This is a genomic window from Burkholderia cepacia, from assembly GCF_001039005.1.
Lineage (GTDB): Bacteria > Pseudomonadota > Gammaproteobacteria > Burkholderiales > Burkholderiaceae > Burkholderia > Burkholderia theae.
In genome coordinates this window covers 205,895-223,265 of record NZ_LDWR01000029.1, presented here as the reverse complement: position 1 = coordinate 223,265, position 17,371 = coordinate 205,895, and the positions used below count along the sequence as shown (strand labels likewise).

General features: G+C 67.2%; 18 protein-coding genes. 12 read left to right on the top strand and 6 right to left on the bottom strand.

Features of this window, described 5'->3' with window-relative positions:
- The first annotated feature begins 12 nt into the window (after positions 1–12).
- The 8 genes from ddpX to VL15_RS18460 all read left to right on the top strand — a co-directional run bounded on the left by ddpX (position 13) and on the right by VL15_RS18460 (position 7,065).
- Positions 13–576: a D-alanyl-D-alanine dipeptidase gene (gene ddpX, locus VL15_RS18495; protein ID WP_048247504.1), complete on the top strand. Its 564-nt coding sequence runs from the start codon at positions 13–15 to the stop codon at positions 574–576.
- A 61-nt stretch (positions 577–637) separates the two neighbouring features.
- A complete protein-coding gene (locus VL15_RS18490) occupies positions 638–2,239 on the top strand; it encodes an ABC transporter substrate-binding protein (protein WP_048247503.1) in 1,602 nt (533 codons plus the stop codon).
- A gap of 10 nt (positions 2,240–2,249) precedes the next feature.
- Positions 2,250–3,320: an ABC transporter permease gene (locus VL15_RS18485; RefSeq protein ID WP_048247501.1), complete on the top strand. Its 1,071-nt coding sequence runs from the start codon at positions 2,250–2,252 to the stop codon at positions 3,318–3,320.
- A 66-nt stretch (positions 3,321–3,386) separates the two neighbouring features.
- Positions 3,387–4,301 carry a nickel transporter permease gene (gene nikC / locus VL15_RS18480; RefSeq protein WP_048247499.1) on the top strand — a complete coding sequence of 305 codons (915 nt, stop codon included), beginning with the start codon at positions 3,387–3,389 and terminating at the stop codon, positions 4,299–4,301.
- Position 4,302: 1 nt separating this feature from the next.
- Positions 4,303–5,217 carry an ABC transporter ATP-binding protein gene (locus tag VL15_RS18475; protein ID WP_048247498.1) on the top strand — a complete coding sequence of 305 codons (915 nt, stop codon included), beginning with the start codon at positions 4,303–4,305 and terminating at the stop codon, positions 5,215–5,217.
- Positions 5,214–5,990, top strand: a complete 777-nt coding sequence (locus VL15_RS18470; RefSeq protein ID WP_048247496.1) for an ABC transporter ATP-binding protein — start codon at positions 5,214–5,216, stop codon at positions 5,988–5,990. Before VL15_RS18475 ends, VL15_RS18470 begins: the two co-directional genes overlap by 4 nt.
- Positions 5,991–6,119: 129 nt before the next feature.
- Positions 6,120–6,374: a GlsB/YeaQ/YmgE family stress response membrane protein gene (locus VL15_RS18465; RefSeq protein WP_048247494.1), complete on the top strand. Its 255-nt coding sequence runs from the start codon at positions 6,120–6,122 to the stop codon at positions 6,372–6,374.
- Between the two features lie 355 nt (positions 6,375–6,729).
- The gene (locus tag VL15_RS18460) at positions 6,730–7,065 is read left to right on the top strand and encodes a hypothetical protein (RefSeq protein ID WP_048247491.1); all 336 of its coding nucleotides are present in this window, start codon (positions 6,730–6,732) and stop codon (positions 7,063–7,065) included.
- A gap of 46 nt (positions 7,066–7,111) precedes the next feature.
- Here the strand turns inward: VL15_RS18460 and VL15_RS18455 are convergent, their stop codons facing one another.
- The 4 genes from VL15_RS18455 to VL15_RS42045 form a co-directional block, all read right to left on the bottom strand.
- Entirely contained in the window at positions 7,112–7,984 is an 873-nt protein-coding gene (locus VL15_RS18455) for a LysR substrate-binding domain-containing protein (protein WP_048247490.1), read from the bottom strand.
- Positions 7,985–8,088: 104 nt separating this feature from the next.
- The gene (gene bla, locus VL15_RS18450; RefSeq protein WP_048247488.1) at positions 8,089–8,988 is read right to left on the bottom strand and encodes a class A beta-lactamase; all 900 of its coding nucleotides are present in this window, start codon (positions 8,986–8,988) and stop codon (positions 8,089–8,091) included.
- A 210-nt stretch (positions 8,989–9,198) separates the two neighbouring features.
- Positions 9,199–10,044, bottom strand: a complete 846-nt coding sequence (locus tag VL15_RS18445; protein ID WP_048247487.1) for a peptidoglycan DD-metalloendopeptidase family protein — start codon at positions 10,042–10,044, stop codon at positions 9,199–9,201.
- A 277-nt stretch (positions 10,045–10,321) separates the two neighbouring features.
- Positions 10,322–10,468: a hypothetical protein gene (locus tag VL15_RS42045; RefSeq protein ID WP_155420253.1), complete on the bottom strand. Its 147-nt coding sequence runs from the start codon at positions 10,466–10,468 to the stop codon at positions 10,322–10,324.
- Between the two features lie 126 nt (positions 10,469–10,594).
- Between VL15_RS42045 and VL15_RS18440 the strand changes: the two genes are divergently transcribed.
- From VL15_RS18440 to VL15_RS18425, 4 genes are all read left to right on the top strand, one after another.
- Positions 10,595–11,491, top strand: coding sequence for a LysR substrate-binding domain-containing protein (locus VL15_RS18440; RefSeq protein WP_048247485.1), 897 nt, complete (start codon positions 10,595–10,597; stop codon positions 11,489–11,491).
- A 41-nt stretch (positions 11,492–11,532) separates the two neighbouring features.
- On the top strand, positions 11,533–12,240 hold the full coding sequence (locus VL15_RS18435) for a hypothetical protein (RefSeq protein WP_230684481.1): 708 nt from the start codon (positions 11,533–11,535) through the stop codon (positions 12,238–12,240).
- Positions 12,241–12,310: 70 nt separating this feature from the next.
- Positions 12,311–12,697: an ester cyclase gene (locus VL15_RS18430; RefSeq protein ID WP_048247483.1), complete on the top strand. Its 387-nt coding sequence runs from the start codon at positions 12,311–12,313 to the stop codon at positions 12,695–12,697.
- 474 nt (positions 12,698–13,171) lie between these two features.
- On the top strand, positions 13,172–15,346 hold the full coding sequence (locus VL15_RS18425) for a hypothetical protein (RefSeq protein WP_048247481.1): 2,175 nt from the start codon (positions 13,172–13,174) through the stop codon (positions 15,344–15,346).
- A 65-nt stretch (positions 15,347–15,411) separates the two neighbouring features.
- Here VL15_RS18425 and VL15_RS18420 read toward each other — a convergent pair whose 3' ends face one another.
- Both VL15_RS18420 and VL15_RS18415 read right to left on the bottom strand, forming a co-directional pair.
- Positions 15,412–16,152: a sulfite exporter TauE/SafE family protein gene (locus VL15_RS18420; protein WP_048247479.1), complete on the bottom strand. Its 741-nt coding sequence runs from the start codon at positions 16,150–16,152 to the stop codon at positions 15,412–15,414.
- A gap of 139 nt (positions 16,153–16,291) precedes the next feature.
- Positions 16,292–17,293, bottom strand: coding sequence for an aldo/keto reductase (locus tag VL15_RS18415; RefSeq protein ID WP_048247477.1), 1,002 nt, complete (start codon positions 17,291–17,293; stop codon positions 16,292–16,294).
- Between the last annotated feature and the right edge of the window lie 78 nt (positions 17,294–17,371).

The following is a 17,371-nucleotide window of genomic DNA, read 5'->3' as shown; positions in this document are numbered from 1 at the left end:
CCCGAACCGCCGATGAACGACCACCGCCTCGTCGAAATCACGCCCGCCACGCATCGCGTCGAGCTCGACCTCGTCTACGCGACCGACCGCAACCTGACCGGCAAGCCGATCTACCGCAGCGCGCACTGCCTGCTGCTGGCGCCGGCCGAAGCCGCATTGCGCCGCGCGGTCGATGTCGCCGCGCAGGCCGGCTTCACGCTGCGCATCTACGACGCGTACCGGCCGCCGCAGGCGCAGCAGGTGCTGTGGGATTTCCTGCCCGACCCGAACTTCGTCGCCGATCTTGGACGCGGCTCGAATCACAGCCGTGGCACCGCGCTCGACCTGACGCTGGTCGACGCAAACGGCGAGCCGCTCGACATGGGCACCGGCTTCGACGAGATGGTCGCCGCGTCGGGCCACTTCCACGCAGGGCTGCCCGAAGCCGTGCAACGCAACCGCCTGCTGCTGCTCGGCGTGATGCACGCGGCCGGCTTCGCGCACATCGACAGCGAATGGTGGCACTACGAACTGCCCGGCTCGCACGCGTTGCCGCAGATCGACAACGCGGCGAGCGGCCCGTGGCGCCTGATGTGATGCACGTCCCGTTGCCGTTTTACGTTCACCCATTGCACGTTCACCTCACGATGGAGCGCACATGAAACCCCTGACATCCCGGCTCGTCGCGGCGCTGGCCGCCGCGTCCGTTCTCGCCGCCGTTCCGCTTTCCGCCGCGCGAGCGGAAACGCCGAAGGACCTGTTCGTGATGGCGACCCTGCTCGACGAATTCACGACGCTCGATCCGGGCGAGATCTACGAGCTGGTGCCGGAGGAATACGTCGCGAATACGTACGACCGGCTCGTGCGCGTCGACCTGCGCGATCCGTCGAAATTCAACGGCGATGTCGCGCAGTCGTGGACGGTGAGCACCGACGGGCTGACCTATACGTTCAAGCTGCGCCCCGGCCTCAAGTTCCATTCGGGCAATCCGCTGACGGCCGACGACGTCGCATGGTCGATCCAGCGCGCGGTGCTGCTCGACAAGGGCCCGGCCGCCGTGCTGACCGGCATCGGTCTCACGAAGGCGAACGTCGCGGCCAACGTGAAGAAGCTCGACGACCAGACGGTGTCGATCACGACCGACCAGAAATACGCGCCGACCTTCGTGCTGAACGTGCTCGGCTCGTGGCCCGCGTCGGTGCTCGACAAGAAGCTGCTGCTGTCGCACCAGCAGGGCAACGACTTCGGCAACGCGTGGCTGAAGACCAACGAAGCCGGCTCCGGCGCGTACAAGCTGGTCAAGTGGGCCGCCGGCGACAGCATCGTGCTGCAGCGCTTCGACGGCTACCGGCTGCCGCTCGCGATGAAGCGCATCGTGCTGCGCCACGTGCCCGAAGCCGCGAGCCAGCGCCTGCTGCTGGAAAACGGCGACGTCGATGCGGCGCGCGACCTGAGCCCCGACGATCTCGCTTCGGTCGTGAAATCCGGCAAGGCGAAGGTGACGGCGTCGCCGCAGGCAACGTTGCTGTATCTCGGCCTGAACACGAAGAACCCGACGCTCGCGAAACCCGACGTGCAGGAAGCGCTGAAGTGGCTCGTCGACTATGCCGGCATCCAGGGCAACGTCGTGAAGACGACCTACAAGGTGCACCAGACCTTCCTGCCCGAAGGCTTCCTCGGCACGCTGAACGCGAATCCGTACAAGCTCGATGTCGCGAAGGCGAAGGCGCTGCTCGCGAAGGCCGGTGTGCCCAACGGCTTTTCGGTGACGATGGACGTGCGCAACGACTACCCGTACACGGAGATCGCGCAGGCCGTGCAGGCGAACTTCGCGCAGGCGGGCATCAAGGTGCAGCTGATCCCCGGCGACAACAAGCAGACGCTCGCGAAATACCGCGCGCGCCAGCACGACATCTACATCGGCGAATGGTCAGCCGACTACATCGACCCGCACAGCAACGCGCAGGGTTTTGCGTGGAATCCGGACAACTCCGACAAGTCGAGCTATAAAATGCTGGCCTGGCGCAATAGCTGGGACATCCCGCAACTGACGAAGGAAACCGATGTCGCGCTCGCCGAACCGACCGCCGCGAAACGCGCGCAACGGTATCAGGCGATGCAGAAGGACATGCTCGCGCGCTCGCCGTTCGTGATCATGTTCGAGAAAGTCGCGCAGGTCGCGACGCGGCCCGGCGTGAGCGGGCTCGACGTCGGGCCGATCAACGATCTGGTGTCGTACCGTAACCTGAAGAAGCCATAAGATTCGCCGCATGTCGACTCCCGCCTCCTCTCTCGAAGCACTGCGCACGCTGCCGGCGCGGCGCCCGGCTGTGCGCTGGGCGTTGCGCGTGCTGCGCTGGGCGCTCACGCTCGCCGTCACGTTCGCGGGGCTGCTCGCGCTGACGTTCGTGATCGGCCGCAAGGTGCCGATCGATCCCGTCCTCGCGATCCTCGGCGATCGCGCGTCGGCCGAGGCGTACGCGGCAGAACGCATCGCGCTCGGGCTCGACAAGCCGCTCGTCACGCAATTCCTGATCTATGTGCGCGACGTGCTGCACGGCAATCTCGGCGTGTCGCTGCTGACGGCGAACCCGGTGCTCGACGACATCAAGCGCGTGTTCCCGGCCACGCTCGAACTGGCGACGATCGCGACGCTGATCGGCATCGCGATCGGCGTGCCGCTCGGCGTCGCGGCCGCGGTGAAGCACAACCGCCCGATCGACCACATCGCACGCTTCGTCGGGCTGATCGGCAATTCGGTGCCCGTGTTCTGGCTCGGGCTGATGGGGCTGCTGCTGTTCTACGCGCGGCTGCACTGGGTCGGCGGCCCCGGCCGGCTCGACCCCGTGTACGACGGGATGGTCGACACACGCACCGGCAGCCTGCTGATCGACGCGGCGCTCGCCGGCGAGTGGGACGTGTTCCGCAACGCGGTGTCGCACATCGCGTTGCCGGCCGCGATCCTCGGCTATTACTCGGTTGCGTACCTGAGCCGCATGACGCGCTCGTTCATGCTCGACCAGTTGAGTCAGGAATACATCGTCACCGCACGCGCGAAGGGCTTGTCGGAGCGCCGCGTGATCTGGCGGCACGCGTTCGGCAACATCGCGGTGCCGCTGCTCACCGTGATCGCGCTCACGTACAGCAACCTGCTCGAAGGCTCGGTGCTGACGGAGATCGTGTTCGCGTGGCCGGGGCTCGGCTCGTACCTGACGGGCGCGCTGCTGAACGCCGACATGAGCGCGGTGCTCGGCGCGACGCTCGTGATCGGCGCGATGTTCATCACCGTCAACCTGCTGACCGACGCGCTGTACCGCGTGTTCGATCCGCGTGCGCGCTGAGGGCCATTCCGACATGACCGCTGCCACCCTGCTTCTTTCATCGCTTATCCGGAAGGTTGTCCGATCATGAATGCCGAGCGCCTCACGCTGCGCGCGTGGCTGCTGTCCGATGCGCCCGCATCGCGTTCGCAGGCCGCGCTCGGCCTCGCATACCGACGCTGGCGCCGTTTCGCCACGAACCCGCTCAACCTGTTCGGGCTCGCGATCCTCGTCGCGCTGATCGTCGTCGCGATCGTCGGCCCGCTGATCATGCCGCACGATCCGCTGCGCCAGGTGCTGTCCGACCGCCTGCTGCCGCCCGGCTCGCTGTCGCACTGGCTCGGCACCGACCAGCTCGGCCGCGACATCCTCTCGCGGCTGATCGCCGGTTCGCGCCTCACGCTCGGCATCGCGCTGCTCGTCGTCGTGATCGTGGTACCGATCGGCCTGCTGATCGGCACCACGGCCGGTTATTGCGGCGGCTTCGTCGACAGCGTGCTGATGCGCATCACCGACGTCGCGCTCGCGTTCCCGAAGATCGTGCTGGCGCTCGCATTTGCAGCCGCGCTCGGGCCCGGCGTGATCAACGCGGTCGTCGCGATCTCGATCACCGCATGGCCCGCCTATGCACGGCTCGCGCGCGCGGAGACGATCCGCATCGCGCAGGCCGACTTCATCCACGCCGCACGGCTGCAGGGCGCGTCGGGTCCGCGCATCCTGCTTCGCTACATCGTGCCGCTGTGCATGTCGTCGGTGATCGTGCGCGCGACGCTCGACATGGCCGGCATCATCCTGACCGTCGCGGGCCTCGGCTTCCTCGGCCTCGGCGCGCAACCGCCGAGCCCCGAGTGGGGCTTCATGGTCGCGTCGGGCCGCAACGTACTGCTCGACGCATGGTGGGTCGCGACGCTGCCCGGCATCGCGATCCTGCTCGTGAGCCTCGCGTTCAACCTGCTCGGCGACGGGCTGCGCGACGTGTTCGATCCCCGCCATGGAGCCTGACATGTCGATGCATTCCGCCACCGCGCCCGCACCGCTCTGCGAGATCGACGGCCTGAAGATCGGCTTTCGCGGGCACGACGGCGTCGTCTCCGACGCCGTGCGCGACCTGTCGCTGACGCTCGCGCCCGGCGAACGGCTCGGCATCGTCGGCGAATCGGGCTCCGGCAAATCGCTGACGGGCCGCGCATTGCTGGGCCTATTGCCCGACGCCGCGCGCTGGTCGGCGCGCACGATGCGCTTCGCGGGCCACGACCTGCTCGCGATGAACCCGCGCGAACGCCGGCGGCTGTGCGGCAGCCAGATGGGCATGATCCTGCAGGACCCAAAATATTCGCTGAACCCGGTGATGACGGTCGCGAAGCAGATGGGCGAAGCGTTCCGGCTGCACGAGCCCGGGCTGCGCGGCCGCGCGCTGCGTGAACGGATCGTCGACGCGCTCGCGGCCGTGCAGATCCGCGACCCGGCGCGCGTCGCCGATGCGTATCCGCACGAGCTGTCGGGCGGCATGGGCCAGCGCGTGATGATCGCAATGATGGTGTCGACCGGGCCGCGCCTGCTGATCGCCGACGAGCCGACGTCCGCGCTCGACGTCGCGGTCTCGATGCAGGTGCTCGCGGTGCTCGACGCGATGATCGCGCGGCACGGCACGGGCCTGATGTTCATCAGCCACGACCTGCCGCTCGTGATGTCGTTCTGCGATCGCGTCGCGGTGATGTACGCGGGCCGCGTGGTCGAAACCTGCGCCGCGCGCGACCTGCGCGACGCGTCTCATCCCTATACGCGCGGGCTGCTCGCGGCGAACCCGCCGCTTGCGAACCCGCCCGACGAACTGCCCGTGCTGCGGCGCGATCCGGCGTGGCTCGATCCGGCGCCGCAAACCATCCCGCCCGCCGATCGCCAGGAGGCCGCACGATGATCGACGTCGATCACGTATCGATCCGTTTCCCGACCCGCACGGGTCACGTCGACGCGGTGCGCGACGCGAGCATTGCGGTGCGCGACGGCGAGGTATTCGGGCTCGTCGGCGAATCGGGTTCCGGCAAGTCGACGTTGCTGCGCGCGCTGACGGGCCTCGTGCCGCTCGCGGCCGGCAGCCTGTCGATCGACGGACGGCCGGTCGGCGGCACGCTCGATCGCGCCTTCCGCCGCCACGTGCAGATGGTGTTCCAGGATCCGTACGCGTCGCTGCACCCGCGCTTCACGGTCGACCAGACGCTGCGCGAGCCGCTGTCGATCCACGGGATCGACGACGCCGATGCGCGGATCGCCCGCGCGCTGTCCGAAGTCGGGCTCGGCCCGACGTTCCGCTTCCGTTATCCGCACCAGTTGTCGGGCGGCCAGCGACAGCGCGTCGCGATCGCGCGCGCACTGATCGTCGAGCCGCGCGTGCTGCTGCTCGACGAGCCGACATCCGCGCTCGACGTATCGGTGCAGGCCGAAATCCTGAACCTGCTGCGCCGCCTGCATCGCGAGCGCAACCTGACGATGATCCTCGTCAGCCACAACCTCGCGGTGATCGGCTTCCTGTGTCAGCGCGTCGCGGTGATGCAGCATGGCGAGATCGTCGAGCAGTTGCGAATCGAGGACGTGCGTGCCGGGCAGGTCGCACGCGACTACACGCGCACGCTGCTGCAGGCAACCGAAGGCTACCGCCGTCTCGACCCGGTGACGGACACGCCGGCCGCCTGACATCGGCATGACGCACCGGCGTGCGATACTCGGCACGCCATGCGCCGGCTTGCCGCCGCATGGAACCCTGGTGCGCCGCACGGGTCAACTTCCTTTCGTCAACAGCTCAACAGCAATAGGGAGGCGTTCATGCTGCAATTCATCGAAACCCTGGTCGTCGGGCTCATCGTCGGCCTCCTCGCCCGCGCGCTCAAGCCGGGCGACGACAAGATGGGCATCCTGATGACCACCGTGCTCGGCATCGTCGGCTCGCTGGTCGCCGGCTACGTCGGCCGTGCCGCCGGCTGGTATGCGCCGGGCCAGGGCGCCGGCTGGATCGCGTCGATCGTCGGCGCGATCGTGCTGCTGATCGTCGTCGGCGCGGTGCGCAAGCGCATGGCCTGATCGCACCACGCAAAGCGGCCGCTCGTGATCATGATTCACGAGCGGCCGTTTTCTTTTGGCGAACGATTCGCGGCACGGCGGATTCGTTGATGCCGCAACGATTCACCCGCAACAACCGGCGCCCGCCGGCAACCGTTCATCCGGTTTACGACACCGGCATTACCCGAACTTGCGGCCGCTCAAATTTGAGATAAATTGATTGAAGGAATACGGCGCTGTTTGCTTATTCCCGTCATTTCCGATTTTTCATTCAAGAGATCCGATGGAATTGCCGTTTACGCACTTAGCACCGCAGCGTTGACGGACTGCCATTCGAGCGGCCCCGCTGCGACGCGCTTCCTTTCTGGAGCCTGTCATGAAGCATCGTGTGATCGCCGCCTCGTTCGCGCTGGCTGCCTCGCTTCTGGCCACGTCCTCGTCCTTTGCCGCCGGCGCGTCCGGCATCATTCACTTTTCCGGCATGATCGTCGAGCCACCCTGCTCGTTCGCGCTCGATACGGCTGATGCCGCGCAAGCGCGTGTACGCCCCGACTGCCCGCGGCCGGCGACCGGCCAGATCGCGTTCGTCGACGCGGCGAGCCAGCAGGCCGTCAAGACCACGACCTTTACTCAGGCTTCGCGCGCAATCGTTTTACCGAAGCGGTCGGGCAACAATCTCGCACCGATGATCGCCGTCGTGACATACCAGTAACACCGGTCGCCCGCGCGGCGCGCGGCGGTTCCGACGTGGCCGCGCGTCAGTCGCGATGGCGCGCGATCCACTCGCTGAACGCGCGGATCTTCTGCTGGCTGCCGATGGTTTCGGGATACACGAAGAAGTAGCGTGCGCCGGTTTCGAGCACGAGGTCGAACGGCCGTTCGAGCCGGTGCGCGCTGACGTCGTCATCGACGAGCGTCACGTCGCCGATCGCGACGCCGAAGCCCTGCATCGCCGCGTTCGTCGCGAGATCGAGCGTGTCGAACGTCGGCCCGCGAGCGGGATCGACGCCGCGCTCGCCCGCATGATCGAGCCAGGCACGCCAGTCGCGATGGTCGCGCGTCGGATGCAGCAGCGTATGACGCGCGAGATCGCCGATCGCATTGAGCGGCGACGCCTGCCGCAATTCGGGCGCACATACGGGCGTCAGCCGCTCGTCGAACAGCGGCAGCGCGAATACGCCCGGGCCCGGCGACGTGCCGTAGACGACCGCCGCGTCGAACGGCTCGGTCGAGAAATCGACGACATGCTGCCACGCGGTCGTGATCTGCACATGGAGATCGGGATGCTCGCCCTGGAAGCGCATGATGCGCGGCAGCATCCAGCGCATCACGCAGGTCGGCACCTTTAGCGCGAGATCGGTGCGCTGCCGCGTGAGCTTCATCGAGATGTCCTCGATTCGCGCGAAGCTCTCGTTGACCACCGGCAGCAGTTGCTCGCCCTCCGCCGTGAGCGTGAGGCCCTTCGCATGCCGCTTGAACAGCGGAAAGCCGTAGTGCGCCTCGAGCGTCTGGATTTGCCGGCTCACCGCGCCCTGCGTGATGCACAGCTGCTCGGCCGCGCGCGTGAAGCTGCGGTGGCGAGCCACCGTCGAGAAGATCTGCAGCGCGTGCAGAGGCGGAAGTCGGCGCATGACGAGGCACGAGAAACGAAGAGACCGCGCGCCGACACCGGCGCGCGCTGACCGACACGATAAGCCAAACGCCGGCTTTGCGCGAGACGCGAGACGCGGATCGCTCAGGCCGTCGCGACGAGCGCCCCCGCCGCGATGCGCGCCGCCGATGCGACGACGTCCGCGCGGGCCGCCGCGTCGGCCTGCGGCTGCGTGAACGATACGGCCATCACGAGCGGCGCGCGCGATGGCGGCCACAGCACCGCGACGTCGGTCGTCGTGCCGTAACCGCCCGTGCCGGCCTTGTCCGCGACGCGCCAGCCGGGCGGCACGCCCGCCGCGATGCCGGTCGCGCCGCGCGCGCCGCCGGTCATCCATTCCGTCAGCTGCGTGCGCTGCGGTTCCTGCAGCGTGTTGCCGAGCAGCAGCCGCTGCAGCATGTCGACCATCGCGACCGGCGTCGACGTATCGCGTTCGTCGCCGGGCGCGGCCAGGTTCAGTTCGGGTTCCCAGCGATCGAGGCGGAACGCCGTGTCGCCGCTCGCGCGCGCGAACGACGTGACGGCCTGCGGGCCGCCGAGCACGCCCATCAGCAGGTTGCCGGCCCCCTTGTCGCCCGATTGCAGCATCGCCACGCAAAGCTGCTCGATCGTCATGCCGGTGTCGACGTGGCTTTCCGTGATCGGCGAGCCCGACACGACTTCATAGCGGCGGTACAGGATGCGGCGCGGCAGCAGCGACGCGTCGAGCGAGCCGCGCGCGAGCATCGCGGCGGCCGCGACGACCGCATACGTGCCGCACAGCGGGAAACGCTCGCGCGCATGGTGAGCGATGCGCACGCCGTTCGACGTATCGAGCGCGGCGACACCGAGCCGGCCATTCGATGCTTTTTCGAGCGCGGCAAGTTCGGCTTGCGCGGCGTGAGCGCGCCCCTGGTCGGCAACCGGCGCGGACGTGCACGCGGCGACGAACGGCGCGGCAACGGCGGCAAGCAACAGCGAGCGGCGTGTCGGTGAGTGTTCCATGGATGAGTAGGGTTCTGTCGGAATCGGTGGCACGAAGCAACGCGGGCGCGCATCGGCGAAGCGCGCCCGTTCACGCCGACGGCCGGCCCGCGACGGCATTCGCCGCGCATCCCCGAAAGACGCCCGTCGGCCCCGCGAGAAGCGCGGGACTCGCATGAAGACCCTAGCGTAGCAGCGACCGCCGCCACGTTCCAGTTGAAACGCCCCGCTTCAGCCTTGCGACGAAGGCAGGTAGGGCATCGGATTCACCGGCTTGCCGTCGCGCCGCACTTCGAACAGCAGCGCGACGCGCGAGTTGTCGAGGTCGCCCATCTCGGCGATCTCGTCGCCCTGGCGCACGATGTCGCCCGTCTTCACGAGCAGCTTGCGGTTATGCGCATAGGCGGTCAGGAAATCCGCGTTGTGCTGGACGATGATCAGGCTGCCGTAATCGTTCAGGCCGGTGCCCGCGTACATCACGCGGCCGGCGGCCGCGGCGCGGACCGGATCGCCCGGCCGGCCGGCGATCTGGATGCCGCGGTTCTGCCCCGGCCGGAACCCGTCGACGATCTTGCCGCTTGCGGGCCACGTGAGCGCGACCGCACTCGAATGGCGCTTCGTGTCCTTGACGACCTGACGGTCGCTCGCCGTCGACGCCGTGGCCTGCGCGGTCGCCTGGTTACCCGCCGCGCCATCGCTTGCGGCAGCCTGTGCACCGGCCGCGCCCGACGACGGCGGCAGCGGCTGCTGCCTGACGATACGCAGCACCTGCCCCATGCGCAGCCTGCCCGTGCCCAGCTTGTTCCAGGTGCGCAGGTCCGCGATGCTGCAGTTGTTCGCCGACGCGATACCCGTCAGCGTGTCGCCGCGCTTCACGACGTACTTCTGCGCGACGAGAATCGGCGCCGGCGGCGGCGTGGCGGCCGACGGCGCAGCGGCAGGCTGGCTCGACGACGACGATCCCGCCAGCGTGTCGCTCGGCGGAACGGACTGCGTGCCTGCACAACCGGCCATGACGAGCACGGCGGCCAGGCCCGACAGCCACCCCGCGTGGCGGTGAATCTCGCGCGTTTCCATGGACGATCCGACTCCGGTTTGACAATCTTTCAAGCATCTCAAAAACGGAACGGCCGACGTGTAACCGGATGCAAACAATGATGACAAACGATCACGAACCGGGCGTCGGCCGGCATTCGCTACCGGTAATACGGTCCGATTCGGAAAAACTTGATGGTCTTTTTACGGGGAAGCGGAAGAATTTTCGTCTTTGAACCTATGACGGATTTGTTCCAATAGGTGGGATCGGTGGAAAAAGGCGACCGGCGGCCGAGTTGGCGCGTGCCTGCCGCCGCGCTCAACGCAACCAGGCGACGAGTTCGGAGCCGGCCCACGCGATGCCGATGCACAGGAACAACAGGTGCAGTGCGATCTTGAACGACACGCCCCACGACGAATCGATCTGCATGACAGGCCCCCGGTTGATGTGCGGATGTGCGGTCATGATCGGCCATCGATCTCGCCCCGAAAATGCGGAACCGGCGAATCGGGTCTCAGGCGTAGCCTGAGACCGAGGCTGCCGTTCCCTGCTAACTTATCGGCCATTACAACGCCATCGCTCCCCGCCATCATGCGCTTCGACCTGACCGACCTGCGGCTCTTCCTGAACATCTGCGAGGCCGGCACGATCACGAGCGGCGCCGAGCGGACGCACATCACGCTGCAGGCCGCGAGCGAGCGCATCCGCGGCATGGAGGATGAACTCGGCGTGCCGCTGCTGCACCGGACCAAATCGGGCGCGCAGGCGACCGACGCAGGCCGTGCGCTCGAACACCACGCGCGCACCGTGCTGCAGCAGATCGACCTGATGCGCGGCGAACTGCAGCAATACGGCCAGGGGCTGCGCGGGCATATCCGGCTGCTGTGCAACACGGCATCGCTGAGCGAGTACCTGCCCGACGCACTGGCCGACTACCTGCCGCATCATCCGAAGCTGTCGATCAGCGTCGAGGAGCGCTCGAGCCAGGAGATCGTGCATGCGATCCGCAACAAGACGGCCGAGGTCGGCATCGTCGCCGATTCGGTCGGGCTCGGCGGGCTTGAACAGAAACCGTTTCGCGAAGACTGGCTGATCGTCGTCGTGCCCGCCGCGCATCCGCTCGCCTCGCACGACCAGGTCGCGTTCGACGCGATCGCCGACGCCGATTTCATCGGCCTCACCGACGGCAGCGCGCTACAGGTGCATCTCGCCGACCAGGCACGCGCGCTCGGCAAGCGGATCCGCTATCGCGTGCAACTGAAGAGCTTCGATGCGATCTGCCGCGTGATCGCGAGCGGCGTGGGCATCGGCATCGTGTCGCGGCATGCGGCCGAGCGCGCGATGCAGACGATGGACGTGCGGCTCGTCGAGTTGTCCGACCCATGGAGCCACCGGAAACTGACGCTCTGCGCGCGATCGTTCGACGCGCTGCCGAAGTACACGCGGGAGTTCGTTGCGTTCCTGTCCGGCGAAACCGCCACGCGGTAACCTGATGCCCTGATGCCCTCCTGCCCCGTCCCCGTCCCGACATGATCGCTGCCGCCAACGATTCGCCCGCTGCCGTTGCCCGCCGGCTCGTGATCGTCGAAGGGATGATGGGGTCCGGCAAGTCGAGCACGATGCGCTTCATCGCCAGCCGCCTGCAGGCGGCCGGGCACGACGTCGTGGCCATCCACGAACGAACGGAGCCTCATCCCGTGCGCGCCACGGACGAGCTCGAGCACTGGTTCGAGCCCTGGCGCGACGCGACGGCCGCACAACTCGCCGAGCGTGCGCTCGCGCGCTGGGCCGCTTTCGTCGACGACGTGCGGCTCGGCACCACGGTGTCGGTGCTGGACGGACAACTCTTTCACGGCGACCTGACCAATCTGCTGCTGATGGAAGGCGAACCCGCGCTCATCGAAGCGTACGTCCGAGAACTGGCCCGGACGATCGCCCCGCTCGCGCCGCTGGTCGTCTACTTCTGGCAGCGCGACATCGATGCCGCCATCCGCACGGTCTGTGCCGAACGCGGCGACGACTGGGTCACCTATCAGACCCGCTGGAAACTGGCGGCACCGTATTGCGTGCGGCGCGGACTGACAGGCCTCGACGGCCTGATCGCGTTGTATCGCGACTACCGGCAAACGACCGACGCGCTGTTCGAGCAATTGCCGCTCGACAAGCTGTCGATCGAAAACGGCGACCGCGACTGGGCGACCGTCGAGCGCGGGATACTCGACGCACTGGCGCTGTAACGCACGCCCGGCCCAACACGCGACACCGGCGCGGCATTCCGCTCCCCCATCGACACACGGAGACATGGCCATGACCGACACCGATCTCGCCACCCGCTACCGCGCGTATATCGACTGCCTGAACCGGCAGGACTGGCTGGCGCTCGGCCTGTATGTCGCCGACGACGTGATCCACAACGACCGGCCGCTTGGCCTGTCCGGTTACCGTGCGATGCTGGAACAGGACTACCGCGACATTCCCGATCTCCGTTTCGACATCCGGCTGCTCGCGTGCGAGCCGCCGCGCATCGCGTGCCGGCTTCGCTTTGCCTGTTCGCCGCAAGGGACCTTCATGGGGCTCGCCGTCGACGGCAGGAAGGTCACGTTCTCCGAGAACGTGTTCTACGAGTTTCACGACGGCAAGATCCGCCAGGTCTGGTCGGTGATCGACAAGGCGGCGATCGAGGCCCAGCTTTAGCGCTCGCCGGAGCGCCCCGGCAACGCGTCGATTCGTTTCGATCCTTATGGATAACGTTTTCTCTCAATCGAGACTGAAAACGCATCTCCCGGCAATCTTCCCGGCAACCACTTCCACGCCGGCATGTCGCACCGCACGCCATCAATCTCCGAAAAAATCACCGGTAATTTCTGCGTAATTCTGACCCACGCGCTCACCCTTTCATTCCCACTATTCGGGTTTCTACCGGCGCATCGAACGTGAAAGTTGATTGACATCACGCCGATCGATGCCTAAATTTGGAAAACGTTTTCCAATGCTTGAGCGCGACGTCAGCCATGGCCCGTGCAGGGAGAACGCTTGCCCGCTCGAGTTGTGATTCAGGCCATCCGTCGTCAGGGATCAGGGTTGCAAGGCGGAGGTCAGGTACGGGCATCGAGCGCGGCAACGGCCACACCCGCCCGTCCTTCATCATTATTCAAAACTGGAGACACAATGCATCCGCGCAGCAGATTCGCGCTCGGCGCCGCGCTCAGCGCCCTTTCCGTCCTGTTCGTCAGCGCCTGCGGCGGCAACGACGTGACCGACTCGCCGTCTTCATCGGCGCCGCCGTCGACCTCGACGCCCACGCCCACGCTCGCATCGAACTCGCTGCAGGCGCTCGTCTACGGCGCGCCCGACACCAGCGTGCCGGCCGGCGCGAACATTCCCGTCACGATGATGGGCCAGATGCGCGCGCTGTTCGACCTGATCAGGAAGTCGCCCGACTTCACGCAGGTCGTGATGGACCTCGGCGACGGCACGCCGGTCCACGTGCTCGACACGAACACCGGCGACAAATTCCTGCCCGGCAAGCTTGCGCTCGGCCTGTCGTATATCCTGATCGACATGAAGTCGAAGGGCGACCCGCAATACGCGAGCTACCTCGCCACCTACCAGACGATCACGACCGCGATGATGGCGCAGTCGGGCAGCAACTACACGTATGCGAACACGTCGTGGGGCGAGTACTACTACCTCGTCACGCTGAACAACCTGAAGGCGCACGGGATGCTCAACGAAGTCTTCAGCGACGCGATGCTCGCGACGCTGCAGCAGCGGCTCACCTTCTGCGACATGTTCGGCCCCGACGCGAGCGGCAAGACCAATACGTGCCCGGCCGCCGGCACGCCGATCGACATCGCGTCGCTCAACACCGCGCAGAACTACTATGCGGTGTCCTACGGAATTGCCGGGCTGCGGCAGAAGCTCGGCTGGAGCAGCCCGTCGTTCGCATCGGCGACCGATCCGTCCGTCGCGACGATGGGCGCGCGCGACGCGCTGCTGTACACGCTGACGAACCACATCCGCAAGGATTCGTCGGGCGGCTTCTCGGACGAAGCGTCGAACACGCACACGACCTATTACGACCAGGCGCGCTTCGACCGCTACAGCACGCTGCTGATCGGCGAAGTGACCGAGCGCACGTTCGAGATGGGTAACGAAGCGAACCTCACGCCGGAACTGAAGGGTTATCTGCGCAAGTCGGTCGACCTGATCCTGCCGCAGCTGAACGCCGACGGCCAGGGCTTCAACTACGGCCGCTCGATCGGCCCGTACGGCGATTCCGCGTTCATGGAAGTGCTGACGGCCGCGGCCAACGCCGGCGTGCTGTCCGACCAGGAGAAGCAGGTCGCGTACGCATTCATCTACAAGGCCGCGCATCGCTTCGACACCTACTGGTACGACCCGTCGCTGCCGACGCCGTCGGTGAACATGTGGGTCAAGGGCCGCGGCACGGACGCGTATCGCGGCAAGCCGCGCGTGATGGGCGAGAACTTCAGCCTGCTGCACCAGTACCTGTACGTGAACGCGTGGTGGAACAAGCTCGGCTTCGGCGGCAAGGCGCCCATGGCCGATTCGGACTACGGCGCATGGCTCGATGCGCTGCCGCACTACACGCTCACCTGGTACAACCAGCCCGGCGACACCGCGCATCCGTACAGCGCGGCGCTGCTCACCGTGCGCGACGGGCGCCGCGTGATCAACCTGAACCTCAGCCAGGCGCCCGACTACAACTCGTTCACGCCGTATTACCCGGTGCCGTTCTCCGACAAGCTGATCTACGGCACGACCGATCTTGGCTATGCGCTGCTGGTGCCGCAGGTGTCGTACAACGGGAAAACCTACATCCCCGTCACGTACTACAAGAACCTGAACGTACAGCAGGCCAACGGGCAGGTGATCGTGTCGTTCGATACGACGAAGTTCCGTCTCGCATCGAAGAACGCGTTGTATACGACCGATCTCGACCTGCAGGTGCATACGGTGCTGACGTTCGCGCACGGCTCGGTCACGCGCAGCGACACGCTGAGCTCGGGCACGCTCACCGGCAACCTGTCGGTCGAGACGGACTTCACGTCGTTCGCGGATTTCGCGTCCACGCAGGCCAACGGCGACGGCGTGTCGGTGACGTACGCGAACAGCCCCGCGACCGGCTATGCGGCGTCCGGGTTCGACACCTGCGCGCTGTCCGCCTTCGACACGGTGAACGGCACGACGAATCCGCTGTCGACGACGCCGATCGGCCAGCTGCATTCGAACTTCGCGTGCACGACGAAGCCGTTTGCACTCGGCACGGGCACGACCCGCACGTTCGGGTGGACGCTGAAGTACGCCGACCCGGCCTGAGCGGCGTGACCGCCGCTTCGGGATGTCTCGCGGCGGCGGGCGTCACGCTTCCCGGCGATGCCCGCTCACAACCACCCCGAAGCGGCCATGTACGCGCCGAGCGCGATCATCCCGACGAAGAAGCAGCGCTTGAACGCCTTCTCGCTCATCACGCGCCGCGCGTATTGCCCGCCGGCCATGCCCGCGAGCGCCGGCACGAGCGCGAGCGCCGACACGCCGAGATCGACCGTCTGCAGCGCGCCCGTCACGCGCAACTGCAAGCCGAGCGCGATCGTCGATGCGGTGAACGACAGCCCGAGCGCCTGGATCAGATCGTCCTTCGACAATCGCAGCGCCTGCAGGTACGGCACGGCCGGCACGACGAACACGCCGGTCGCGGCCGTCACGACGCCGGTCAGGTAGCCGACCACGGCCGATAGCCATTTTTCGTGGCGGCCCGGCGCGGGCAGCCGCGCGGCGGCCAGCCCCCACAGCCCGTAGGCAATCAGCACCACGCCCAGCGCCGCATGCGTCCAGGTGCTGCCGGCCGCGAGCGCGGGCAGCCCGCCCGTCAGCGTACCGATCGTGAGGCCGGCGAGCAGCGGCCACAGGCGGCGCAGCAGCAACCCGAACGACGGGCCGAGCCACAGCTGCCACACATTGGTGATGAACGACGGCACGAGCAGCAGGCTGGCCGCGGCCGACGGCGGCATCGCGAGCGTGAGCAGCCCCATCGCGATCGTCGGCAACCCGAGTCCGATCATTCCCTTGACCGCGCCGGCCAGCAGGAAAACCAGCACGATGATCATCAGCGTATGAATTTGCATGGAAGGCGTTCCGTCCGGTTGAATACGGCGCCGATGGTGAACCCCTGCCACGCCGCCCGCCATCTGGCTTTGCCTGAGGCTGGCTAGGGCCTGTCGGGCGGGCCTGTCAGGTCCGCCTCCGCCATTCAGGCCCCATGGACTACCCCCGTCCCTGCTCGCTGTCGAGGTGCGCCATCTGTGCGGCCGGATAACGCTCACCGGCAGCCGCCCCGGCGGGAACCGCCGTTTCGATGCGGGTGATGTCTTTGACCGTTAGTTGCAATTCAGGTGCTTGCAACGCGTCCTGAAGCTGCGTGCGCTTGCGCGCGCCGATCAGCGGCACGATATCGCCGCCGCGCGACAGCACCCACGCGATCGCGACCTGCGCCGGATTGCTGCCCTTCTCGTCGGCGATTGCGCGCAGCGCGTCGACGAGCGCGAGGTTGTGCGCGAGGTTCTCGCCCTGGAAGCGCGGGCTCGCCGCGCGGAAATCGCGCTCGCCCTGCCGCGCCGTGCTCCACCGCCCGCCCAGCAGCCCGCGCGACAACACGCCGTAGGCCGTCACGCCGATCCCGAGTTCGCGGCACGCGGGCAGGATCTCGGCCTCGATGCCGCGCGACAGCAGCGAATACTCGATCTGCAGGTCGGCGATCGGCGCGACAGCCGCCGCGCGGCGGATCGTGTCGGCGCTGGCTTCCGACAGGCCGATATGGCGCACATATCCGGCCTTCACGAGATCGGCGATCGCGCCGACCGTCTCCTCGATCGGCACCGCCGGATCGACGCGCGCCGGCCGGTAGATGTCGATGTAGTCGGTGCCGAGCCGCTTCAGCGAATACGCGACGAAGTTCCGGATCGCCTTGGGCCGCGCATCGTAGCCGGCGAACCCGCCGGCCGGATCGCGCAGCGCGCCGAACTTCACGCTGATCAGCACCTGGTCGCGTGCGGTGCCGCGCAGCGCGTCGCGAACCAGCATCTCGTTGTCGCCCATCCCGTAGAAATCGCCGGTGTCGAGCATCGTGATCCCGCTGTCGAGCGCCGCGTGCAGCGTCGCGATGCTTTCGTCGCGGTCGGCCGGCCCGTAGAAATCCGACATCCCCATGCAGCCGAGCGCGATCGCCGACACCTGCGGGCCCGTGCGGCCCAGTTGACGCTTGTCCATGTCCGTTTCCTTCGAGTGGTCAGTGAATGGACCGGATTCTGGACGCATCGCGGCGCGCGATAAACGCGAAACGCTCCA

Bases quoted from the DNA above. Each gene is read 5' to 3' on its own strand.
- VL15_RS18420 (WP_048247479.1), bottom strand. From the start codon at position 16,152: ATGCAAATTCATACGCTGATGATCATCGTGCTGGTTTTCCTGCTGGCC.
- VL15_RS18435 (WP_230684481.1), top strand. From the start codon at position 11,533: ATGATCGCTGCCGCCAACGATTCGCCCGCTGCCGTTGCCCGCCGGCTC.
- VL15_RS18430 (WP_048247483.1), top strand. From the start codon at position 12,311: ATGACCGACACCGATCTCGCCACCCGCTACCGCGCGTATATCGACTGC.
- VL15_RS42045 (WP_155420253.1), bottom strand. From the start codon at position 10,468: ATGACCGCACATCCGCACATCAACCGGGGGCCTGTCATGCAGATCGAT.
- VL15_RS18460 (WP_048247491.1), top strand. From the start codon at position 6,730: ATGAAGCATCGTGTGATCGCCGCCTCGTTCGCGCTGGCTGCCTCGCTT.
- VL15_RS18475 (WP_048247498.1), top strand. From the start codon at position 4,303: ATGTCGATGCATTCCGCCACCGCGCCCGCACCGCTCTGCGAGATCGAC.
- VL15_RS18425 (WP_048247481.1), top strand. From the start codon at position 13,172: ATGCATCCGCGCAGCAGATTCGCGCTCGGCGCCGCGCTCAGCGCCCTT.
- VL15_RS18445 (WP_048247487.1), bottom strand. From the start codon at position 10,044: ATGGAAACGCGCGAGATTCACCGCCACGCGGGGTGGCTGTCGGGCCTG.
- VL15_RS18465 (WP_048247494.1), top strand. From the start codon at position 6,120: ATGCTGCAATTCATCGAAACCCTGGTCGTCGGGCTCATCGTCGGCCTC.
- VL15_RS18485 (WP_048247501.1), top strand. From the start codon at position 2,250: ATGTCGACTCCCGCCTCCTCTCTCGAAGCACTGCGCACGCTGCCGGCG.
- bla (WP_048247488.1), bottom strand. From the start codon at position 8,988: ATGGAACACTCACCGACACGCCGCTCGCTGTTGCTTGCCGCCGTTGCC.
- nikC (WP_048247499.1), top strand. From the start codon at position 3,387: ATGAATGCCGAGCGCCTCACGCTGCGCGCGTGGCTGCTGTCCGATGCG.
- VL15_RS18490 (WP_048247503.1), top strand. From the start codon at position 638: ATGAAACCCCTGACATCCCGGCTCGTCGCGGCGCTGGCCGCCGCGTCC.
- VL15_RS18470 (WP_048247496.1), top strand. From the start codon at position 5,214: ATGATCGACGTCGATCACGTATCGATCCGTTTCCCGACCCGCACGGGT.
- VL15_RS18440 (WP_048247485.1), top strand. From the start codon at position 10,595: ATGCGCTTCGACCTGACCGACCTGCGGCTCTTCCTGAACATCTGCGAG.
- VL15_RS18455 (WP_048247490.1), bottom strand. From the start codon at position 7,984: ATGCGCCGACTTCCGCCTCTGCACGCGCTGCAGATCTTCTCGACGGTG.
- ddpX (WP_048247504.1), top strand. From the start codon at position 13: ATGAACGACCACCGCCTCGTCGAAATCACGCCCGCCACGCATCGCGTC.
- VL15_RS18415 (WP_048247477.1), bottom strand. From the start codon at position 17,293: ATGGACAAGCGTCAACTGGGCCGCACGGGCCCGCAGGTGTCGGCGATC.